The sequence below is a fragment of the Methylobacterium indicum genome (genome assembly GCF_017347565.1).
Classification (GTDB): Bacteria; Pseudomonadota; Alphaproteobacteria; order Rhizobiales; family Beijerinckiaceae; genus Methylobacterium; species Methylobacterium indicum.
The window spans coordinates 2,405,962-2,423,801 of record NZ_AP024145.1 but is presented as its reverse complement, the minus strand read 5'-3'; the positions used below and the strand labels follow the sequence as shown (position 1 = coordinate 2,423,801).

General features: G+C 70.0%; 16 protein-coding genes. 15 read left to right on the top strand and 1 reads right to left on the bottom strand.

Going from position 1 to position 17,840, the window contains the following annotated elements; all coding sequences use genetic code 11:
- Window positions 1–88 precede the first annotated feature (88 nt).
- The 11 genes from miv_RS11400 to miv_RS11350 all read left to right on the top strand — a co-directional run bounded on the left by miv_RS11400 (window position 89) and on the right by miv_RS11350 (window position 11,266).
- Window positions 89–748: a cytochrome c3 family protein gene (locus tag miv_RS11400; protein ID WP_207182868.1), complete on the top strand. Its 660-nt coding sequence runs from the start codon at window positions 89–91 to the stop codon at window positions 746–748.
- A complete protein-coding gene (locus tag miv_RS11395) occupies window positions 736–3,558 on the top strand; it encodes a 4Fe-4S dicluster domain-containing protein (protein WP_207182866.1) in 2,823 nt (940 codons plus the stop codon). The genes miv_RS11400 and miv_RS11395 overlap by 13 nt, the downstream gene beginning before the upstream one ends.
- Entirely contained in the window at window positions 3,555–4,910 is a 1,356-nt protein-coding gene (gene nrfD, locus miv_RS11390) for an NrfD/PsrC family molybdoenzyme membrane anchor subunit (RefSeq protein WP_207182864.1), read from the top strand. The genes miv_RS11395 and nrfD overlap by 4 nt, the downstream gene beginning before the upstream one ends.
- Window positions 4,907–5,422 (top strand): DUF3341 domain-containing protein, encoded by a 516-nt coding sequence (locus miv_RS11385; protein WP_207182862.1) that lies wholly within the window; start codon window positions 4,907–4,909, stop codon window positions 5,420–5,422. Before nrfD ends, miv_RS11385 begins: the two co-directional genes overlap by 4 nt.
- Window positions 5,419–5,979: a c-type cytochrome gene (locus miv_RS11380; protein ID WP_244748948.1), complete on the top strand. Its 561-nt coding sequence runs from the start codon at window positions 5,419–5,421 to the stop codon at window positions 5,977–5,979. Before miv_RS11385 ends, miv_RS11380 begins: the two co-directional genes overlap by 4 nt.
- The gene (locus tag miv_RS11375) at window positions 5,976–6,935 is read left to right on the top strand and encodes a hypothetical protein (RefSeq protein ID WP_207182859.1); all 960 of its coding nucleotides are present in this window, start codon (window positions 5,976–5,978) and stop codon (window positions 6,933–6,935) included. The genes miv_RS11380 and miv_RS11375 overlap by 4 nt, the downstream gene beginning before the upstream one ends.
- A complete protein-coding gene (locus miv_RS11370) occupies window positions 6,928–7,407 on the top strand; it encodes a hypothetical protein (protein ID WP_207182857.1) in 480 nt (159 codons plus the stop codon). Before miv_RS11375 ends, miv_RS11370 begins: the two co-directional genes overlap by 8 nt.
- Window positions 7,407–8,474: a cytochrome c oxidase subunit II gene (gene coxB / locus miv_RS11365; protein WP_207182855.1), complete on the top strand. Its 1,068-nt coding sequence runs from the start codon at window positions 7,407–7,409 to the stop codon at window positions 8,472–8,474. The genes miv_RS11370 and coxB overlap by 1 nt, the downstream gene beginning before the upstream one ends.
- A gap of 121 nt (window positions 8,475–8,595) precedes the next feature.
- Entirely contained in the window at window positions 8,596–10,287 is a 1,692-nt protein-coding gene (gene ctaD, locus miv_RS11360) for a cytochrome c oxidase subunit I (protein WP_207182854.1), read from the top strand.
- The gene (locus tag miv_RS11355) at window positions 10,284–10,955 is read left to right on the top strand and encodes a cytochrome c oxidase subunit 3 (protein ID WP_207182853.1); all 672 of its coding nucleotides are present in this window, start codon (window positions 10,284–10,286) and stop codon (window positions 10,953–10,955) included. The genes ctaD and miv_RS11355 overlap by 4 nt, the downstream gene beginning before the upstream one ends.
- Window positions 10,952–11,266, top strand: coding sequence for a cytochrome C oxidase subunit IV family protein (locus miv_RS11350; RefSeq protein WP_207182852.1), 315 nt, complete (start codon window positions 10,952–10,954; stop codon window positions 11,264–11,266). The genes miv_RS11355 and miv_RS11350 overlap by 4 nt, the downstream gene beginning before the upstream one ends.
- A 572-nt stretch (window positions 11,267–11,838) precedes the next feature.
- Here miv_RS11350 and miv_RS11345 read toward each other — a convergent pair.
- Window positions 11,839–12,573: a DUF4396 domain-containing protein gene (locus miv_RS11345; protein ID WP_207182851.1), complete on the bottom strand. Its 735-nt coding sequence runs from the start codon at window positions 12,571–12,573 to the stop codon at window positions 11,839–11,841.
- Between the two features lie 155 nt (window positions 12,574–12,728).
- Between miv_RS11345 and miv_RS11340 the strand changes: the two genes are divergently transcribed.
- From miv_RS11340 to miv_RS11325, 4 genes are all read left to right on the top strand, one after another.
- Window positions 12,729–13,673, top strand: a complete 945-nt coding sequence (locus tag miv_RS11340; RefSeq protein ID WP_207182850.1) for an SMP-30/gluconolactonase/LRE family protein — start codon at window positions 12,729–12,731, stop codon at window positions 13,671–13,673.
- 214 nt (window positions 13,674–13,887) lie between these two features.
- Window positions 13,888–15,678, top strand: coding sequence for a thiamine pyrophosphate-requiring protein (locus miv_RS11335; RefSeq protein ID WP_207182843.1), 1,791 nt, complete (start codon window positions 13,888–13,890; stop codon window positions 15,676–15,678).
- Window positions 15,679–15,699: 21 nt separating this feature from the next.
- Window positions 15,700–16,794, top strand: coding sequence for an enolase C-terminal domain-like protein (locus miv_RS11330; protein ID WP_207182841.1), 1,095 nt, complete (start codon window positions 15,700–15,702; stop codon window positions 16,792–16,794).
- Complete coding sequence (locus miv_RS11325; RefSeq protein ID WP_207182839.1) at window positions 16,778–17,833, top strand: hypothetical protein; 1,056 nt, start codon at window positions 16,778–16,780, stop codon at window positions 17,831–17,833. Before miv_RS11330 ends, miv_RS11325 begins: the two co-directional genes overlap by 17 nt.
- Window positions 17,834–17,840: the final 7 nt, after the last annotated feature.

Genomic DNA, 17,840 nt, shown 5'->3' with positions numbered 1-17,840 from the left:
ACGGAACCTACATACATATACTGAGTATAATGACATGGCGCGGCTCGCGAACGCCGCCCGGGGATCGAGGAGCGAGACCACAAGCGGAATGGCGCAGATCTTTCGTCCGGGCGCCGACACCCTGGCGCGCGTGGTCCTCGCAGGCATCGCCGTGGTTCCGGTCCTTGCGGTCGGGATGGTCACCACCCTGTGGCGCTCGCCCTACGCCACCGCCCAGGACGTGACCCGCGAGCAGCCGGTGCCGTTCAGCCACGAGCACCATGTCGGCGGGCTCGGGATCGACTGCCGCTACTGCCACACCTCGGTCGAGAAGGCCGCCTTCGCGGGCATCCCGCCGACGGAGACCTGCATGAGCTGCCATTCGCAGATCTGGACCAACGCGCCGATGCTGGCCCCCGTCCGCACCAGCCTCGCCGAGGGGCGGCCGCTGGTCTGGCGCCGGGTCCACGCCCTGCCGGACTACGTCTACTTCAATCACTCGGTGCACGTCGCCAAGGGGGTCGGGTGCTCGACCTGCCATGGCGCGATCCAGACCATGAAGCTGGTGCGGCAGGTCGCCCCCCTGAACATGGGCTGGTGCCTCGACTGCCACCGCAATCCCGGGCCGAACCTGCGTCCGCGCGAGGCGGTGTTCGACATGACCTGGACGCCGCCCGACGACCAGGCCGAGCAGGGCGCCCGCCTCGCCGCGGCTTACCACGTGAAGTCGTCGGCGCGCTTGAGCGAGTGCTCGATATGCCACCGCTGACCGGCCTCCACCGCCGCGAAGCGCTGCGGCTGCTCGGCGCCGGCATCGTGCTCGCCGCCGGGGGCTGCTCCCGGCCGGACGAGGAGATCTTGCCCTACGTGCGCCAGCCCGAGCAGCTCCTGCCCGGGGTGCCGGCGCGCTACGCCACGGCACTTTCCCTCGCCGGCTTCGCCCGTGGCGTCCAGGCCATCGCGGTCGACGGCCGGCCGATCAAGATCGAGGGCAATCCGCTCCATCCCGGCAGCCGCGGTGCCACGGACGTCTTCCTTGAAGCCGCAATCCTCGATCTCTACGACCCCGACCGCTCCCGCGCGCCGAGCGAGCGGACGAGCGGCATCGCCTCCTGGGAGGCGTTCGGCAAGGCCTATGCCCGGCCGCTCTCCGAGGCGCGGGCACGACGCGGGGCGGGCTTCCGGTTGCTGACCGGCCGGGTCACCTCGCCGACGCTGCTGCGCCAGATCGCGGCCTTTCGAGAGGCGATGCCGGAGGCGGCCTGGCACGTCCACGAGCCGCTCGACGAGGCGAACGCCCGGGCCGGCGCCGTCCTGGCCTTCGGGCGCCCGTTGCGCGCCCTGCCCCACCTCGACCGGGCCGAGATCGTGGTCTGCCTGGAGGCCGATCCCCTCGGGCCGGGGCCGGACCAGATCCGCCTGTCCTCCGCCCTGGTGGAGCGCCGCCGCGATCCCTCCCGGTTCGGCCGGCTCTTCGTGGCGGAAGGCCTGCCGACGCTGACTGGCATCAAGGCCGACGCGCGCCGCGCCCTGCCGCCGGCGGCGACCGCCGCCCTCCTCGTCCACCTCGCCAACGGCTTCGGCGCCGGCCTGCCCGAGCCCAGCCTGCGGGATGACGAGCGCCGCTTCGCGACGAGCATCCTGGACGATCTGCGCGCGCATCACGGCCGCGCCGTGGTGCTCGTGGGCGAGGCGCTGGAGCCTCCCTTCCACACCCTCGCCCATTGGCTCAACGCCCGGCTCGCCGCGCCCATCGACTGGATCGAACCGCCGGACGCGCTGCCGGACCATCCGCCGGACGATCTCGCAGGCCTGTGCGAGGACATCGCGGCGGGCAAGGTCTCCTGCCTGGCAATCCTCGGCACGAACCCGGTCCAGACCGCGCCGGCCGGTCTCGATTTCCCTGAGTTGCTGGGCCAAGTGGGATTCAGCGTCCAAATCGGCACCCATGCCGACGAGACCGCGGGCGCGACGCACTGGCACCTGCCCCTCACCCACGACCTCGAATCCTGGTCCGACCTGCGGGCGGCCGACGGGACCGCGAGCCTGGTCCAGCCTCTGGTGCGCCCGCTGTATGGCGGCCGCTCGGCGCACGAGATCCTGAACCTGCTCACCGGCACGGAGGCGCGGCGCGGCTACGACATCGTGCGGGAGACCTGGCAGGGAGCCTGGGAGCCGCACCGGCGTCCGGACGACCGCGAGTTCGAGGGCTGGTGGCGCCGCTGCCTGCACGACGGGACGATCCCGGCAAGCGCCGCCGCACCGGTCGCAGGTCCCGAGCCTGCCCTGCCGGTGCTGCCGCCGGCGCCCGCCCCGGCCGACCTCGCCCTCCTCCTCACGCCCGACCCGGCCCTGTGGGACGGGCGCTTCGCCAACAACGCCTGGCTTCAGGAATGCCCGCACCCGGTGACGAAGCAGGTCTGGGGCAACGCGCTCCTCCTCTCGCACCGCGAGGCGGCGCGGCGCGGCCTTGACGACGGCCAGGGCGTGAGCATCACCGTGCGCGGCATCTCGGTCGTCGCCCCGGTGGCGGTGGTGTCGGGCGTCGCCGACGGGGTGGCGGGGTTGAGCCTCGGCCACGGCCGTCCCCGAGCCGGGCAGATCGGCAACGGCATCGGGACCGACGGCTACCGGCTCATGCGGGAGGGTGCCGGGCGGCTCATCCGCGACGCGAGCCTCACGCCCCTCGACGAACGACACGCGATCCTGCGGACGCAGAACTACACCCAGATTGAGGGCGAGACCGAAAAACTCTTTCCGCACATCGACCTCGCGGCTTTGGCCTCCTCCGCGCCCAAGGGCAACGGGTCAGACCAGCCCACGCTGCTCGCCCCCTGGACCGGCGACGCCGACGGCCACGCCTGGGGCATGGTGATCGACACGATGGCGTGCATCGGCTGCAACGCCTGCGTGATCGCCTGCCAGTCCGAGAACAACGTGCCGGTGGTCGGGCCGGAAGAGATCGCCCGCGGCCGGATGATGCACTGGCTGCGCATCGATATCTACGACGCCGGGAAACCGGAGCGGATCGAGGCCGGGTTTCAGCCGGTGCCATGCATGCATTGCGAGCACGCGCCCTGCGAGCCGGTCTGCCCGGTGGCGGCCTCCGTCCATGACGGCGAGGGGCTGAACCTCCAGGTCTACAATCGCTGCGTCGGCACCCGCTTCTGCGAGGCGAACTGCCCCTACAAGGTCCGCCGCTTCAACTTCTTCGGCTACGCCGACGGACAGGAATACGCGAATCTCGGTGCCGCGCCGGTGCGGGCGCAACGCAACCCCAACGTCACGGTGCGGGCCCGTGGCGTGATGGAGAAGTGCACCTACTGCGTCCAGCGCATCGCGAACGAGCGCCAGGCGGCCGAGCGCGACGGGCGCCCGATGGGCGACGTCTCGACCGCTTGCCAGTCCGCCTGCCCGACCCGCGCCATCCGCTTCGGCGACCTGAACGCGCCGAACAGCCCGGTGGCGGCGCAGCGCGCCGATCCGCGCCACTACGCGCTCATGGCGGAGCTGAACACCCGGCCGCGCACCACCTACCTCGCCGACATGCGCAACCCCGCGCCGGAGGACCGGACGTGAGCGGGCAGCCCCACCCGCTGATCGACGCCGAGCGCCTCGGCTACGGGGCGATCGCGGCCGCGGTCGCCGATCCGATCCAGCGGACGGGCTTCGGCCGAGCCTGGGCGATCGCGCTCCTCTGCACCCTGCCCTTCGTCGTGCTCACGCTCGGCGCCATCGGGGCGGTGCTGACCGTCGGGATCGGGCTGTCGGGGGTGAACACCACCGTGGTCTGGGGCTTCTCGATCGCCAACTACGTCTGGTGGATCGGCATCGGGAATGCCGGCACGTTGATCTCCTCGATGCTGCTGCTGACGCGCCAGCGTTGGCGCGCCTCGATCAACCGCTTCGCCGAGGCGATGACCCTGTTCGCCGCCGCCATCGCCGGGCTGTTCCCGATCATCCATCTCGGCCGGCCGCTCTACGCCTACTGGCTCGCGCCCTACCCGAACACCATGGATCTCTGGCCGCAATGGCGCTCGGCCCTGGTCTGGGACTTCTGGGCGATCCTGAGCTACCTGCTCTTCTCCGCCCTGTTCTGGTTCACCGGCCTGCTGCCGGACCTCGCCACCATGCGCGACCGGGCGCAAACGCGGGCCGGCCGGGTGATCTACGGGGCGCTGGCGCTCGGCTGGCGCAACTCCGCCCGGCACTGGCGCGCCTACGAGACCTACCACCTCACCATGGCGGCGCTGGCCGTGCCGCTGGTCTGCTCGGTCCACTCGATCGTCGGGCTCGACTTCGCCGCGAGCCTGATGCCCGGCTGGCAGGAAAGTATTTTCCCGCCCTACTTCGTCGTCGGGGCGATGTTCTCGGGCTTCGCCATGGTTGTCGTGTTGGCGATCCTGATCCGCTGGGGCCTCAACCTCCAGGCGGTGATCACGCCGGCGCATTTCGACGCCATGGCGAAGGTGATGCTGTTTGCCAGCGTCGTCATGGCATTCTCCTACGCCACCGAGTGGTTCACGGCCTGGTATGGCGGCGAGCATGCTGACCGCACGGTCATCGGCACCTTCTTCACGGGCGACTACGCCCCGCTCTACGGCGCGCTCCTGTTCTGCAATTGCCTGGCGCCTCAAGCCCTGTGGTGGCGTCGGGTACGGCGGAACCTGTGGTGGCTCGCCGGGATCTCGGTGCTGATCAACGTCGGCATGTGGCTCGAGCGGATCCTGATCGTCTGGAACACGCTCTCGCATGGCCACGCGATCACCCTCTGGCGGACCTACCACACCAGCCTCTACGACCTCGCAATCCTGGTGGGGCCGCTCGGGCTGTTCGCCTTCCTGTTCCTGGTGCTGGCGCGCCTTCTGCCGATCGTCTCGATGCACGAGGTCCGGCAGCTGGCGCGGGACGAGGGGGTGGCGCAGCCATGACCACGCCCCTCCTCGCCGAGTTCGACACCCCCGACGCCCTCGTCTCCGCCCTCCGTCGCGCCCGCAGCGAAGGCCACCGCGCCGTCGATGCCTTCACGCCGTTCCCGCTCGAGGAACTCGCCGAGGCCTTCGATCCCGCCCCGCGCTGGATCCGGCCCGCCATGGCGCTCGCCGGATTCGGCACGGCGGCCGCGATGTACGCCCTGCAATGGTGGAGCGCCGTCCACGACTACCCGCTAAATTCCGGTGGCCGTCCGCTGCACAGCTGGCAAGTCTTCGTGCTGGTGCCGTTCGAGGTCGGGGTATTGGCCGCCGCCATCGCGGGCTTCGCGGCCTTCCTCGTCACCTGCGGGCTGCCGCAGCTGCACTACCCGTTGTTCGTGATGCCGCAATTCGAGCGGGCGAGCCAGGACCGCTTCCTGCTCCTCGTCGCCCCGAAGGGCGATCCCGAACCCTTGCGTCGGCTCCTTGAGGAGGCCGGGGCCGGGCTGGTGGCGGAGACGCATCCGTGACCGGCCGGCTCCTGCCCTCCATCCTCCTCCCGTCGCTCCTGCTGCTGACCGCCTGCGACGACCTCTCGATGACGCAGCAGAAGCGCTACGACGTCTACCGCCGCGCCGATCTCTGGGCCGACGGGGCCGAGGCCCGCACGCCGCCTGAGGGTACCGTGCAGCAGGGGGCGCTCGCCGACGACGCGGCCCTCGACGACCCGCCCGCCGTTGATGCCGCCCTGCTCCAGCGCGGGCGCGAACGCTACGAGGCGATCTGCACCCCCTGTCACGGGCTCACCGGCCACGGCGACGGCATGATCGTCGCCCGCGGCTTCCCCAATCCCCCTTCCTACCACGAGGACCGCCTGCGGGCGGCGCCGGCCCGCTACTTCGTCGACGTCATCACGAACGGCTACGGCGTGATGTACCGCTACGCCAACCGGGTCGCGCCGCGGGACCGCTGGGCGATTGCCGCCTATATCCGCGCCCTCCAGCTCTCCCAGGGTGCCCGCGTCGCCGAGGTGCCGGGGTTGGCGGACGCGATCCCCGCAGAGGCGAACCCGGGGGCGCGCCCGTGACCGAGGCCCTCGCCCGCGGCTGGCTCCTCGCCTGGATCGCCTTCGGCGCCGCCCCCGCAGGCAGCCTCGTGCTGCTGCTCGTCCACCGCATCACCGGCGGGCGCTGGGGCGAGGCGCTGGCCCCGGTCCTGCGGCCGACTGCGGCGCTCCTGCCGCTCGTCGCCCTCGGCTTTCTCGGCGTCGCGGTGGCGCTCCCGGCGCTCTATCCGTGGGCGGCCGATCCGGGCGTGGTGAAGCCGGGCGTCGCCTCCCTCTATCTCAACCCACCGCTCTTCATCGTCCGCAGCGCGGTCGCGCTCCTCGGCTGGTCGGTGCTGGCTGGGCTGGTGCTCACGGGGCGCGGCTCCCGGCTCGTCACCGGCCTCGGCCTCGCCTTCTACGGCCTGACCATCAGCCTCGTGCCGGTGGACTGGATCCTATCACTGGAGCCGCGCTTCACCTCCTCGGCCTTCGGAGCCGGCCTTGCCCTGCACCAGGTTCTCGCTGCACTGGCGCTAGCGGCCGTCGCGAGCCCGCGTGGGCTCGGCGGCAGGACCGCCCCCGACCTCGCCAACCTGCTCCTCGCGACGCTGCTCGGCGTGCTCTATGTCGGCCTGATGTCCTACGTGGTCGCCTGGTACGGCGACCTGCCGCCGAAGGCCGCCTACTACCTGCGGCGCGAGGTCGGGCCCTACCCGGCCCTGATAGGCGCGGCCGTGGCCGCCGGCGGCCTCGTCCCGTTCCTGTTCCTGCTCGTCGGGGCGGTGCGCCGCAGCCCCGGGGCCCTGCGGCTCGTCGGCGTGCTGGTCCTCGTCGGGCTCGCCTTGCGCGTCTGCTGGCTGGTGCTGCCGGCCTGGGGGGCCGGCGCCGGCGGGGCGGCCGTCGCCGCCGGCCTGTGGCTCACGGGCCTCATCGTCCTCGCGCGCCTGGCCTTGCGCCTCGCCGGCCGGCTCGGAGGGACGCTCCGGCATGCCTGACGCCTCCGCACCGGTGCGCGACGATGCGGTCGGGCACGCCGAGGGGCCGCCGGAAGCGCCCGACATCCGTTTGAAGCCGGTACTGCTCACCGGCCTGTTCATCGTGATCTTCGTCGCCGTCACCCTGGCGGCCCTGCGTTTCTACCGCGACACGGTGATCACCAGCCCTAATACCGAGCCGGCCCGCACCTTCGCCGGCCCCGCCCTGCAGCGCGACCCGGAAGGCGATCTCTCCCGCCTCTTCGCCGACCAGCGCCGGCGCCTCGACACCTATGGGTGGGTCGACCAAGCCCACGGCATCGCCCGCATGCCGGTGACCGAGGCGATGCGGCGCCTCGGTCAGCGCGGGGCGGAGGCCTACGCCGCCCCGCTCCAGCCGGAGCGCGTCCCACCCTTGGGCAGCCGCGGAGGCGCCGCGAGCCCCCTGCCCCCGCCCGGCACGGTCGCCGCCTCGCCGAAAGAGGTGCGCTGATGTTCGGCCGCCTCATGCCGGAAACCGCCTCCGTCCAGGCCGTGGTGACCGACAGGATCTTCATCGGGCTCACCATCGCCTCGGCCCTGATCCTCGCCCTCGTGGTCGGCCTCATCCTGGTCTTCTCGATCCGCTTCCGCCGCGGCTCGAAGGCGAACCGCCATCCGCTGCCCGAGATCGTCTCGCGCGAGTTCGAGATCGGCTGGACCGCCGCGACGATCTTCCTGTTCGTGTTCATCTTCTGGTGGGCGGCCTCGGCGGAGATCGGAGCCTACTCGGCACCGCCGAACGCCATCGAGATCCACGTCGTCGCCAAGCAGTGGATGTGGAAGACGCAAGCCTCGAACGGAGCGCGCGAAATCAACGAGCTGCACGTGCCGGTGAACGCGCCGGTCAAGCTCATCATGACCTCGCAGGACGTGATCCATTCGTTCTTCATCCCGGCCTTCCGGTTGAAGCGCGACGTGCTGCCCGACCAGCAGACCGAGGCGTGGTTCCAGGCGACCAAGACCGGCACCTTCCACCTTCTCTGCACCGAGTATTGCGGCACCGACCACGCCCGGATGATCGGCCGCGTCATCGTGATGGAGCCCGAGGCCTATGCAAGCTGGCTGTCGGCTCAGCCGGAGGGCGACGACCTCGCCCACCAGGGCGAACGGCTGTTCTCGGAGCGCGGCTGCGCCGGGTGCCACGCCCCAGGCTCGGCGGTGCACGCGCCGAGCCTCGCGGGGATCTGGGAGCGCCCGGTGCCGCTCGAAGGCGGCCGTTTCGCCACTGCCGACGCCGCCTACATCCGCGACTCGATCCTCCAGCCGAAGCGCGACGTCGTGGCGGGCTACGCCCCCGTGATGCCGAGCTATGCCGGCCTCCTCGACGACGGCGAGATCCAGGCAATCACCGCCTACATCCGCGCCCTCGGCTCCGAGCCGGCGGTGGTGCGGGCGCTCGGGACGCCGGAGCTTCGCTCCAACGTGCCGGGCGGGGTGCGGGAGCGCAGTCCCGCTCTGGTACCCGGCGCCCCGGTGCTCGATCAGCCCGCTCCGGCGGGTCCGGCGTTACGGCCATGAGCGCCGCCGCCACCCACCCTCCCCCATCCCAAGTCGGGCTTGCCCGACTCGGGCACGAGGATTCGGGACTCGGGCAAGCCCGAGTTCCGTGGGGGCAAGGACGTGAAGTCGGAGGCTCCCGATGAGCACCACCGCCAGTCCCACCGGCCTCGCCGACCCGGACGAACTCGACCTGCGCCTGCCGGTGAGCTACCTCGCCGAGGGGCACAGCGTCCGCTCGTGGCTCCTCACCACCGACCACAAGCGGATCGCGATCCTCTACGCGGTCACCATCACGGTGTTCTTCTTCATCGGCGGCGCAGCGGCCACGCTGGTGCGGCTCGAACTCGCCACGCCCGAGGCCGACCTGCTGCGGGCCGACACCTACAACAAGCTGTTCACGCTGCACGGCGTGGTGATGGTGTGGTTCTTCCTGATCCCCAGTATCCCCAACACGCTGGGCAACTTCCTCGTCCCGCTGATGATCGGGGCCCGGGACGTGGCGTACCCGAAGCTGAACCTCGTGAGCTGGTACCTCAACGTCGGCGGTGGAATGCTCGCCGTCGCGGCCTTGCTGCTCGGCGGGGTCGATACCGGCTGGACCTTCTACGTCCCCTATTCCACGGTGTTCTCCAACACCTGGGTCTCGCTCACCGTGCTCGGGGTGTTCACCACCGGCTTCTCGTCGATCGCCACGGGGGTGAACTTCATCGCGACGATCCACCTCCTGCGGGCGCCGGGCATGACCTGGTTCCGGCTGCCGCTCTTCGTCTGGGCGATGTACACGACGAGCCTGATGTTCGTGCTGGCGACCCCCGTGCTCGCCGTCACCCTGCTCCTGGTCTTCGCCGAGCGCACCTTCGGGCTGCCGATCTTCGATCCGGCCCGCGGCGGCGACCCGATCCTGTTCCAGCATCTGTTCTGGTTCTACTCGCACCCGGCGGTCTACATCATGGTGCTGCCGGCGATGGGCGTGGTCTCCGAGCTGATCACCTGCTTCGCGCGTCGAAAAGTGTTCGGCTACACCTTCATGGTCTACGCCCTGGTGGCGATCGCGGTGATCGGGTTCTTCACCTGGGGCCACCACATGTTCACCTCCGGCATGTCTCCTTTCGCCGCCCTGGTGTTCTCGTTCCTGTCGTTCATCGTGGCGGTGCCCTCGGCCATCAAGGTGTTCAACTGGACCGGCACGCTCTATCGCGGCCAGGTCGGGTTCGAATCGCCGATGCTCTATGCCCTCGGCTTCGTCGGGCTGTTCACGCTGGGCGGCCTCACCGGCCTGTTCCTCGCCTCGATCCCGATCGACGTCCACGTCCAGGACACCTACTTCGTCGTGGCCCACTTCCACTACATCATGGTCGGCGCCTCGGTCTCGGCCTATTTCGGCGGCCTGCACTTCTGGTGGCCGAAGATCACCGGCCGGACCTACCCCGAGACCTGGGCCCGGTTCGCCGCGATCCTGATGTTCTTCGGCTTCAACCTGACCTTCTTCCCGCAATTCGTCGCCGGCTATCTCGGGATGCCGCGGCGCTACCACGTCTACCCGCCGGAATTCCAGATCTGGAACGTACTCTCCTCCGCCGGCGCCGCCGTGCTCGCCGTGGCCTACCTGATGCCGCTCGGCTACCTGACCTGGTCTCTGCTGTTCGGGAAGCGCGCCACGAACAACCCGTGGGACGCGAGCGGGCTCGAATGGCGCACCACCTCGCCGCCACCACGGCAGAACTTCTTCGGCTCTCCTCAGGTTCAGGGCGGGCCGTACAATTACCATCCGGAAGGCGTCGCCCCGGTCCACGACCAGCCGCGGCTTCCCTCGCAGGGGTCGCTGACATGAGCGGCGCCGACGTCGAGGCCCGCCTTCGGGAACCGTGGAGTGACTTGGAGACCGATGACGCGACAGCCTTCGCGCGCCAGCGCGACGGCGCCACCTTGGGGATCTGGGTCTTCCTGGCGAGCGAAGTGCTGTTCTTCGGGGCCCTGTTCCTGACCTACACGGCGGCCCGGCTCGCCAACCAAGAGGCCTTCGCGGCCGCCGGCCGCGAGACCAACATCATCTACGGCACCCTCAACACCGCGATCTTGCTCACCAGCAGCCTCACCATGGCGGTCGCCTCGCAAGCCGCCGAGAAAGGGCTGTTCCGCCGCCTGACGCTCGGGTGCCTCGCGGCCACCGCGGCGCTCGGCCTCGCCTTCCTTGTCGTCAAGGGCTTCGAGTATCGCGAGGACATCGAGAAGCATCTGGTGCCGGGCGCGCATTTCGCGCTGAGCCAGGCTCCGGCCCAAATCTTTTTCGGCTTCTACTGGCTCGTCACGGTGGTGCACGCGATCCACCTCAGCATCGGCATCGCCCTGGTGACGCGCCTCACGATCAAGGGCTGGCGCGACGCCGACTTCCTGAAAGAGAACCCGCAGGTCGAGGTGACGGCCCTCTACTGGCACCTTGTCGACGTGGTGTGGATTTTCCTTTATCCGATGCTCTATCTGCCAGGACGGTCGGGATGAGCGCTGAGACCGAATCGTCGAGCACCGAGACTCCCGGCACCCTGTGGCTCCGCAACCTGTGGGTCTGGACCGCCCTGATGGCGCTCCTGGCCTTCAGCGCCTGGGCCGCCTACTGGCCGTACGGACGCATCGACACCGCCGTTGGGTTCGGGATCGCCGGTGCCAAGACGGCGCTCGTCGCCCTGGTCTTCATGCGCCTGAAGCACGCCAGCGGTCTCGTGCGCGTCGTCGCCGCCTGCGGCCTGTTCTGGGCCGCGATCCTGTTCACCTTGACGCTCGCCGACGTGCTGAGCCGGATGGTGAACCGGTGATGTCGTCGCGCCTCCGCGTCAGTGCCGGTCTCGAACGGTGTGTTCGCTTCTCGCCGTTTCCGCGCTGCCGCCCGTCAGCCCTGCCGTTTCCGTCGCTTCTCGACGTCGTGGGGGCTCGGATCGGGCTTGTCCGTCACGGTCATGTGCGGCCGGGCCGGCGGCCCGCCACGCCGCTGCTCCGCCTTTCGCGAGCGTTCTTCCCGTGCCTTCTCGTCAAGTGGCGTGCCGTCGTGATGCGTCTCTGTCATGGGACCTCCTTCGAGGACAATCCCGTAGCGGCTCGATAGTTCAGCAGCGCGCAAGTGCGCAATCGACGTAATTTTCGACCGATCATCATCGATGTGATCCTATGTCTACGCCGCAATCGATCTTTGCTGCTACGCGGGTTTGTCTCGCTGTCCCGAACCCCCTTCAGCGGGGCCGGCGGGCCGGGTCTCCAATCGAAGGGAACGCCCCGGCCCGCCGTTCCGACGCCACCAGCTGAACGATCGAGAGCACACCACCACAAGGATCGAGCAGCTAAGCGTCGAAGCGAAGGGTCCAGACGGGGCCGTCGCGGCGTACAGGCCGGCCTACATCCGCTCCTTGATGCCGGACCGCACCAGCCACCAGTTCACCGGATAGCTCGTGAGGAAGCCGGCGATCATCGCGCCCTGCATGGCAAACCAGAACTCGGCCGTGTTCACCGGCGCGCGGTGCCCGAGGAGGTGCTCGAACACATAGAACTGCGCGAAGGCCATGAAGCCGTACATGCCGACCTGCCAGGCGACCAGCGAGGCGGTATCGGCCTTGAGCGCCGCGATGATCCCTTCGCCCGGCGAGAGATCGCGCATCGGCACGATGGCGGAGTACTGAAACACGATCCCGAGCCCGAAGGCGAACAGGAAGTCGAGGATCCAGACGGCATACATCTTCTCGGAGAAGAGCGATTGCCAGCCGAACCAGACAGCCGCCGCCGGCACCAGGAAGGCCAGCCACTCGGCGGCGACGTCTCCCAGCATGCAGCCGCTTCCGCAATGCAGCGCGCCCTTGCCGACCATCACCGGGAAGGGCGTCTCGGTCTTACTTGAAGGCGTCTCGTGCCGCGCCTGCGCCGCGTGATGCGCCGCCATGCTCGCCAGCCGGCCGTAGCGAAAATACGTCCAGACGACCGCCACGGTGCCGAACAGCGCCGTAACCGGCCAGACGACGTTCATGACGGTCATGTGCTGCGGGTGCCGGATCACGTCGATGGAGACGATCAGCGCGCAGGCCGCCCCGACCAGCAGGGCGGCGAGGGAGAGGGCATCGAGCCAGGCTGGAAACACGCGAGCCCTTTCGGTGGTCAGGGGCGCAACGGAAGGCCGCTGTCCTTGTTCCGAAGCACGAACAACACCAGTCGGCGACTGTTGTCGCCTGCGAGGCCGCCATGGAACGCTCCTCCGTGGCGCGCCCGCCGAGAGACGCGAGTCGCGGAGGAGTCATGAGCGCCGAACCCGCCTCGAACCTGCTGCGCCGGCCCGGTCCGCCGGATCCCGTCCCCGATAGCGATCCGCCGAAGGCGTTCGACCCGCGCTTCACCGAAGTGGTTCGGCCCCAGGCCCGCCTCGTCTCGCTCTACGATCAGGCGGTCTTCAGCGAGGGACCGGTCTGGTGGCCCGCCCGGAACATCCTGGTGTGGTCGGACATCGAGGGCCGTCGCGTGCTCGGCTGGCATCCGGACGGTTGCGTGCGGGTCGTAATCGACGCGGCGCCCTTCATCAACGGCAACACGGTCGACCGGAACGGCGACCTGATCCACTGCGAGCACGGCAACCGTCGCCTGTCCCGCACCACGCCTGACGGACGCTCGTCGCCTGTGGTCGAGACCTACGAGGGTCGACGCTTCAACGCGCCGAACGACGTGGTCTGCGCCGCCGACGGCGCCTTGTGGTTCACCGACCCGGCCTACGGCCTGCGGCTACCCAGGCAGGGTGCGCTGGCAGAATCGGATCTCGGGCACCACAGCGTCTACCGGTTCGACCCGGGCACGGGCCGCGTGCGGCGGATCGTCGATCTCGGCCAGCCGAACGGGCTCGCCTTCGCGCCGGACGAGCGCACGCTCTATGTCAGCGACACCTCGCGCACCGAGGGCGGCGACGAGCACTCCATCCATGCCTACCCGGTGGGCAGCGATCACAGTCTCGGCGAGCCGCGCATCTTTGCCGAGATCGAGCCCGGCGTACCCGACGGCTTTCGCGTCGACCACCGTGGATGGATCTGGACGAGTTCCGGGTCCGGGGTGCAGGTCTTCTCGGCGGATGGCCACCGGCTCGGGCTGATCCCGACACCACAGACGTGCTCGAATTGCTGCTTCGGCCCGGGCGAACGGCGGCTGTTCATCACCGCGCAGGCGCATCTCTACGCCGTCGATCTCGCTGGCGGCTGAGGCGGATTCCGGAACGGCCCGTGCAGGCTGGATACACCTGACACGAGCCGGAAACATCTTGGCCAGGAACATCCCCAGAGTATGCCGGTTGGCCCAGCGACCGAGGCAATGCCCAAAGGACATGGGTCCAAGGGGCATGGTGAAGAGCCGCCGCCGCATCTGCCACAGGACCCGGATCGTGTCCGCGATGCCGCACGGCTTACGAGGAGCAGCCATGGCCGACGCCGTCGCCGATTTCTTCTGGAAGCGTCTCGCCGAGTGGGGGGTGAAGACGATCTTCGGCTACCCGGGCGATGGCATCAACGGCCTGCTCGGCGCGCTCCAGCGCAACGACCTGCCGTTCGAGTTCATCCAGGTCCGCCACGAGGAGATGGCGGCCTTCATGGCCACCGCCTACGCCAAGTTCACCGGCGAGGTCGGCGTCTGCCTCGCCACCTCCGGCCCCGGGGCGACGCACCTGCTGACGGGCATGTACGACGCCTATTCCGACCACGTGCCGCTGCTCGCCATCGCCGGCCAGCAGGCGCGCAACGTCAACGGCGCCCACTACCAGCAGGAACTCGACCTCACGAGCGTCTACAAGGACGTCTCGGCCTACGTGCAGCAGGCCGCCTCCCCGGCCGCGGTGCGCCACATCGTCGACCGGGCGATGCGCATCGCCAAGGCCGAGCGCAAGGTCGCAGCCATCATCCTACCGAACGACCTACAGGACGTTCCCTACGAGGCCCCGATCCGCAAGCACGGCAATACCTTCTCCGGCGTCGGCTGGACCGCCCCGAAGATCGTGCCGTTCGAGGCCGACCTGAAGCGCGCCGCCGACGTGCTGAACGCCGGCGAGAAGGTCGCGATCCTGGTCGGCGCCGGGGCCCTCCACGCCACAGACGAGGTGATCGCGGTCGCCAACAAGCTCCAGGCGGGTGTCGCCAAGGCGCTGCTCGGCAAGGCGGCCGTGCCGGACGACCTCCCCTTCGTCACCGGCACGATCGGGCTTCTCGGATCGAAGCCCTCCTCCAACATGATGGCCGAGTGCGACACCCTGCTGATGATCGGCTCGGGCTTCCCCTGGGCCGAGTTCCTCCCCGAGGAGGGCCAGGCGCGCGGCGTGCAGATCGACCTCGCGCCCGAGATGCTGTCCCTGCGCTATCCCATGGAGGTGCCGCTCCAGGGCGAGTCGGCCGAGACCCTGCGCGCGCTGCTGCCGCTCCTGGAGCAGAAGCCGGAGGGCGGCTCCTGGCGGGCAGGCATCGAGAGCGGCGTCGCCTCCTGGTGGAAGGAGGCCGAGGACCGGGCGATGGCCAAGGCCAACCCGGTCAACCCGCAGCGGGTGACCTGGGAACTCTCGCCGCGGATGCCCGACCGGGTGATCGTCACCTCGGATTCCGGCTCCTGCGCCAACTGGTACGCTCGCGACCTGAAGATGCGGTGCGGCCAGATGTGCTCGCTCTCGGGCGGGCTCGCCTCGATGGGCGCGGCGGTGCCCTACGCCATCGCCGCCAAGGTGGCGCATCCCGACAGGCCGGTGATCGCGCTGGTCGGGGATGGCGCGATGCAGATGAACAACATGGCCGAGCTGATCACGGTGTCGAAGTACATGCACCGCTGGCCGAACAAGACCTGGATCTGCTGCGTCTTCAACAACGAGGACCTGAACCAGGTGACCTGGGAGCAGCGGGTGATGGAGGGCAATCCGAAATTCGAGGCGAGCCAGACGATCCCGAACGTGCCTTACCACCAGTTCGCCGAGATGATCGGGCTGCGCGGCATCTTCGTCGACGACCCCGCGCGCATGGGCACGGCCTGGGACGAGGCGCTGGCGAGCCCGGTGCCGGTCGTGCTGGAGGTGAAGACCGACCCGGAGGTGCCGCCGCTGCCGCCGTTCTTCACCTTCGAGCAGGTGAAGAACTACATGTCGATGCTGGGCAAGGGCGACCCGAAGGAGCGCCACCTGCTCGTCGATACGGCCCGACAGGTGCTGAGCTCGGTCCTGCCCGGCAGCAAGTCGTAAGATCCGGCCCGGGTCACGACCATGCGCGACGATCCGATCATCCGGACGGTTCGGGCACGGGCCTACACCGTTCCCACCGACGCGCCCGAGGCCGACGGGACCTATGCCTGGGACAGGACGACGATCGTCGTCGTCCATATCGAGGCCGGGGGCGAGACCGGCCTCGGCTACAGCTACACCGATGCCAGCGCCGCGTCCCTGATTGAGCGGACGCTGGCATCGCGGCTCGCCGGCCTCTCAGTCTTCGACATCTCGCGGGCCAACGACATTCTTTGGGGCACGGTGCGCAACATCGGCCGCTCCGGCCTGGCGGCGAGCGCGATCTCGGCCCTAGACACCGCCCTGTGGGACCTGAAGGCGCGCCTCCTCGGGCTGCCGCTGGCGACGCTGTTCGGCCGGGTCCGGGAGCGCGCCGAGATCTACGGCAGCGGCGGCTTCACCGCTTACGACGACCGGCACCTCTGCGAGCAGTTCGGGGCTTTCGTCGCGCGCGACGGCTGCCGGGCGGTGAAGATGAAGATCGGGAGCGAGCCGGAGCGCGATCCCGCCCGGATGGCAGCGGCGAAGGGAGTGATCGGTTCCGCGGCGCTGTTCATCGACGCCAACGGCGCCTTCACGGCGAAGCGCGCGCTGGCGATGGCGCGGGCCGCCGAACGTTTTAGCGTGGCGTGGTTCGAGGAGCCGGTGACCAGCGACGATCCCCAGGGGATGGCCGCGGTTCGCGCCGCGGCTCCGGCCGGCATGGAAGTCGCCGCGGGCGAGTACGCCTACACCCTGGACGCCATGCAGCGGCTGCTGACGTCCGGCGCGGTCGACGTGGCGCAGGCGGACGTCACCCGCTGCGGCGGCTATAGCGGCTTCCTGAAGATGACGACGCTCTGCGAGGCGGCGCACACTGATCTCTCCGGTCACTGCGCCCCTGCCCTGCACATGCCCGTCGCGGTGGCAGCGCCCCGCTTCCGGCACCTCGAATGGTTCCACGACCACGTCCGCATCGAGCGGATGCTGTTCGACGGAGCGCCGGTGCCGCGGGACGGCGCGATCGCCCCCGACCTGACCCGGCCGGGCCACGGTCTCACCCTGAAGTCGACGGTCGCCGATGCCTACGCTGCCTGATAGGGCCCCCTGCCCGCCCGAGCGCCGGCACGGCGGCCCCGGGACGATCCTGAAGCGGCGCGTCGCCCCGGTACGGGTCGAGGCGGTACTCCATCCGGTCGTTGTCCTCGCGGCGGTCGCGGCCGGCGCCGGCCTGCTGACCTGGTTCGCCGCCGGGCGCTCGAAGCGCCTCGGGCCGGCCCCGTCGGAGGGGCGCCGCTACGCCCCGCGCGGCAGCGCCGTGACCGCGAGCGCCGCGCAGCGCCTCAATCACGCCTCTTCGATGCTCGCCGCCTCGGTGCTGTTCGATTCCGGCCTTGAGCATTACCGCGGCCAGTTCTTCAACCGGGCGATGTACACGCCGGTCATCGTGTCGAGCGTCACACTCGCCTCGTCGCTGCACGGCGCCGGCGACACCGATCCCGGCAGTTCCCAGGTCCGGCACGCGGCGCAGGCACTCGCCGGCCTCACCGGGCTGATCGGCTTCTGCTTCCACGCCTACAATGTCGGCAAGCGCGAGGGCGGGTACTCCCTCCAGAACCTATTCTACGCGGCCCCGATCGGCGCCCCGATGGCGCTGACGCTGGCTGGGCTGCTCGGCCTCGCCGCCGAGCGCGTGCGCGACGCCGATCCCGACAAGCCCCGGCTCGGCGGCTGGCCAGCTGGGCGGATGCTGGCGCTCGCCACCGCCGGCATGCTCGTCGGCACGACCCTGGAGGCCGGGCTGCTGCATTTCCGCGGCGCCTTCCAGAATCCGGCGATGCTCGTCCCCGTCACCCTGCCGCCGCTCGCCGCCGCGCTCCTCGTCCGCGCTGCCGGGCAGCCGGAGGGCGCGAGCCAGGTCGGTGCCAAGTGGGGGATGTGGGCGGTCTCGTCCATGGGCGTCGGCGGCGTCGCCTTCCACGCCTACGGCGTCGCCCGGATGATGGGCGGCTGGGACAATTGGCGCCAGAACCTGATCGACGGGCCGCCGCTGCCGGCTCCGCCCTCCTTCTCCGGCGTGGCGCTCGGGGGCCTCGCCGCCCTCGAACTCATCGAGCGCCGCCGTTTTCGCCTCTGACCCGAGG

Coding starts and splice junctions, on each gene's coding strand:
- miv_RS11400 (WP_207182868.1), top strand. CDS start 89: ATGGCGCAGATCTTTCGTCCGGGCGCCGACACCCTGGCGCGCGTGGTC.
- miv_RS11395 (WP_207182866.1), top strand. CDS start 736: ATGCCACCGCTGACCGGCCTCCACCGCCGCGAAGCGCTGCGGCTGCTC.
- miv_RS11385 (WP_207182862.1), top strand. CDS start 4,907: ATGACCACGCCCCTCCTCGCCGAGTTCGACACCCCCGACGCCCTCGTC.
- miv_RS11370 (WP_207182857.1), top strand. CDS start 6,928: ATGCCTGACGCCTCCGCACCGGTGCGCGACGATGCGGTCGGGCACGCC.
- coxB (WP_207182855.1), top strand. CDS start 7,407: ATGTTCGGCCGCCTCATGCCGGAAACCGCCTCCGTCCAGGCCGTGGTG.
- ctaD (WP_207182854.1), top strand. CDS start 8,596: ATGAGCACCACCGCCAGTCCCACCGGCCTCGCCGACCCGGACGAACTC.
- miv_RS11355 (WP_207182853.1), top strand. CDS start 10,284: ATGAGCGGCGCCGACGTCGAGGCCCGCCTTCGGGAACCGTGGAGTGAC.
- miv_RS11350 (WP_207182852.1), top strand. CDS start 10,952: ATGAGCGCTGAGACCGAATCGTCGAGCACCGAGACTCCCGGCACCCTG.
- miv_RS11340 (WP_207182850.1), top strand. CDS start 12,729: ATGAGCGCCGAACCCGCCTCGAACCTGCTGCGCCGGCCCGGTCCGCCG.
- miv_RS11335 (WP_207182843.1), top strand. CDS start 13,888: ATGGCCGACGCCGTCGCCGATTTCTTCTGGAAGCGTCTCGCCGAGTGG.
- miv_RS11330 (WP_207182841.1), top strand. CDS start 15,700: ATGCGCGACGATCCGATCATCCGGACGGTTCGGGCACGGGCCTACACC.
- miv_RS11325 (WP_207182839.1), top strand. CDS start 16,778: ATGCCTACGCTGCCTGATAGGGCCCCCTGCCCGCCCGAGCGCCGGCAC.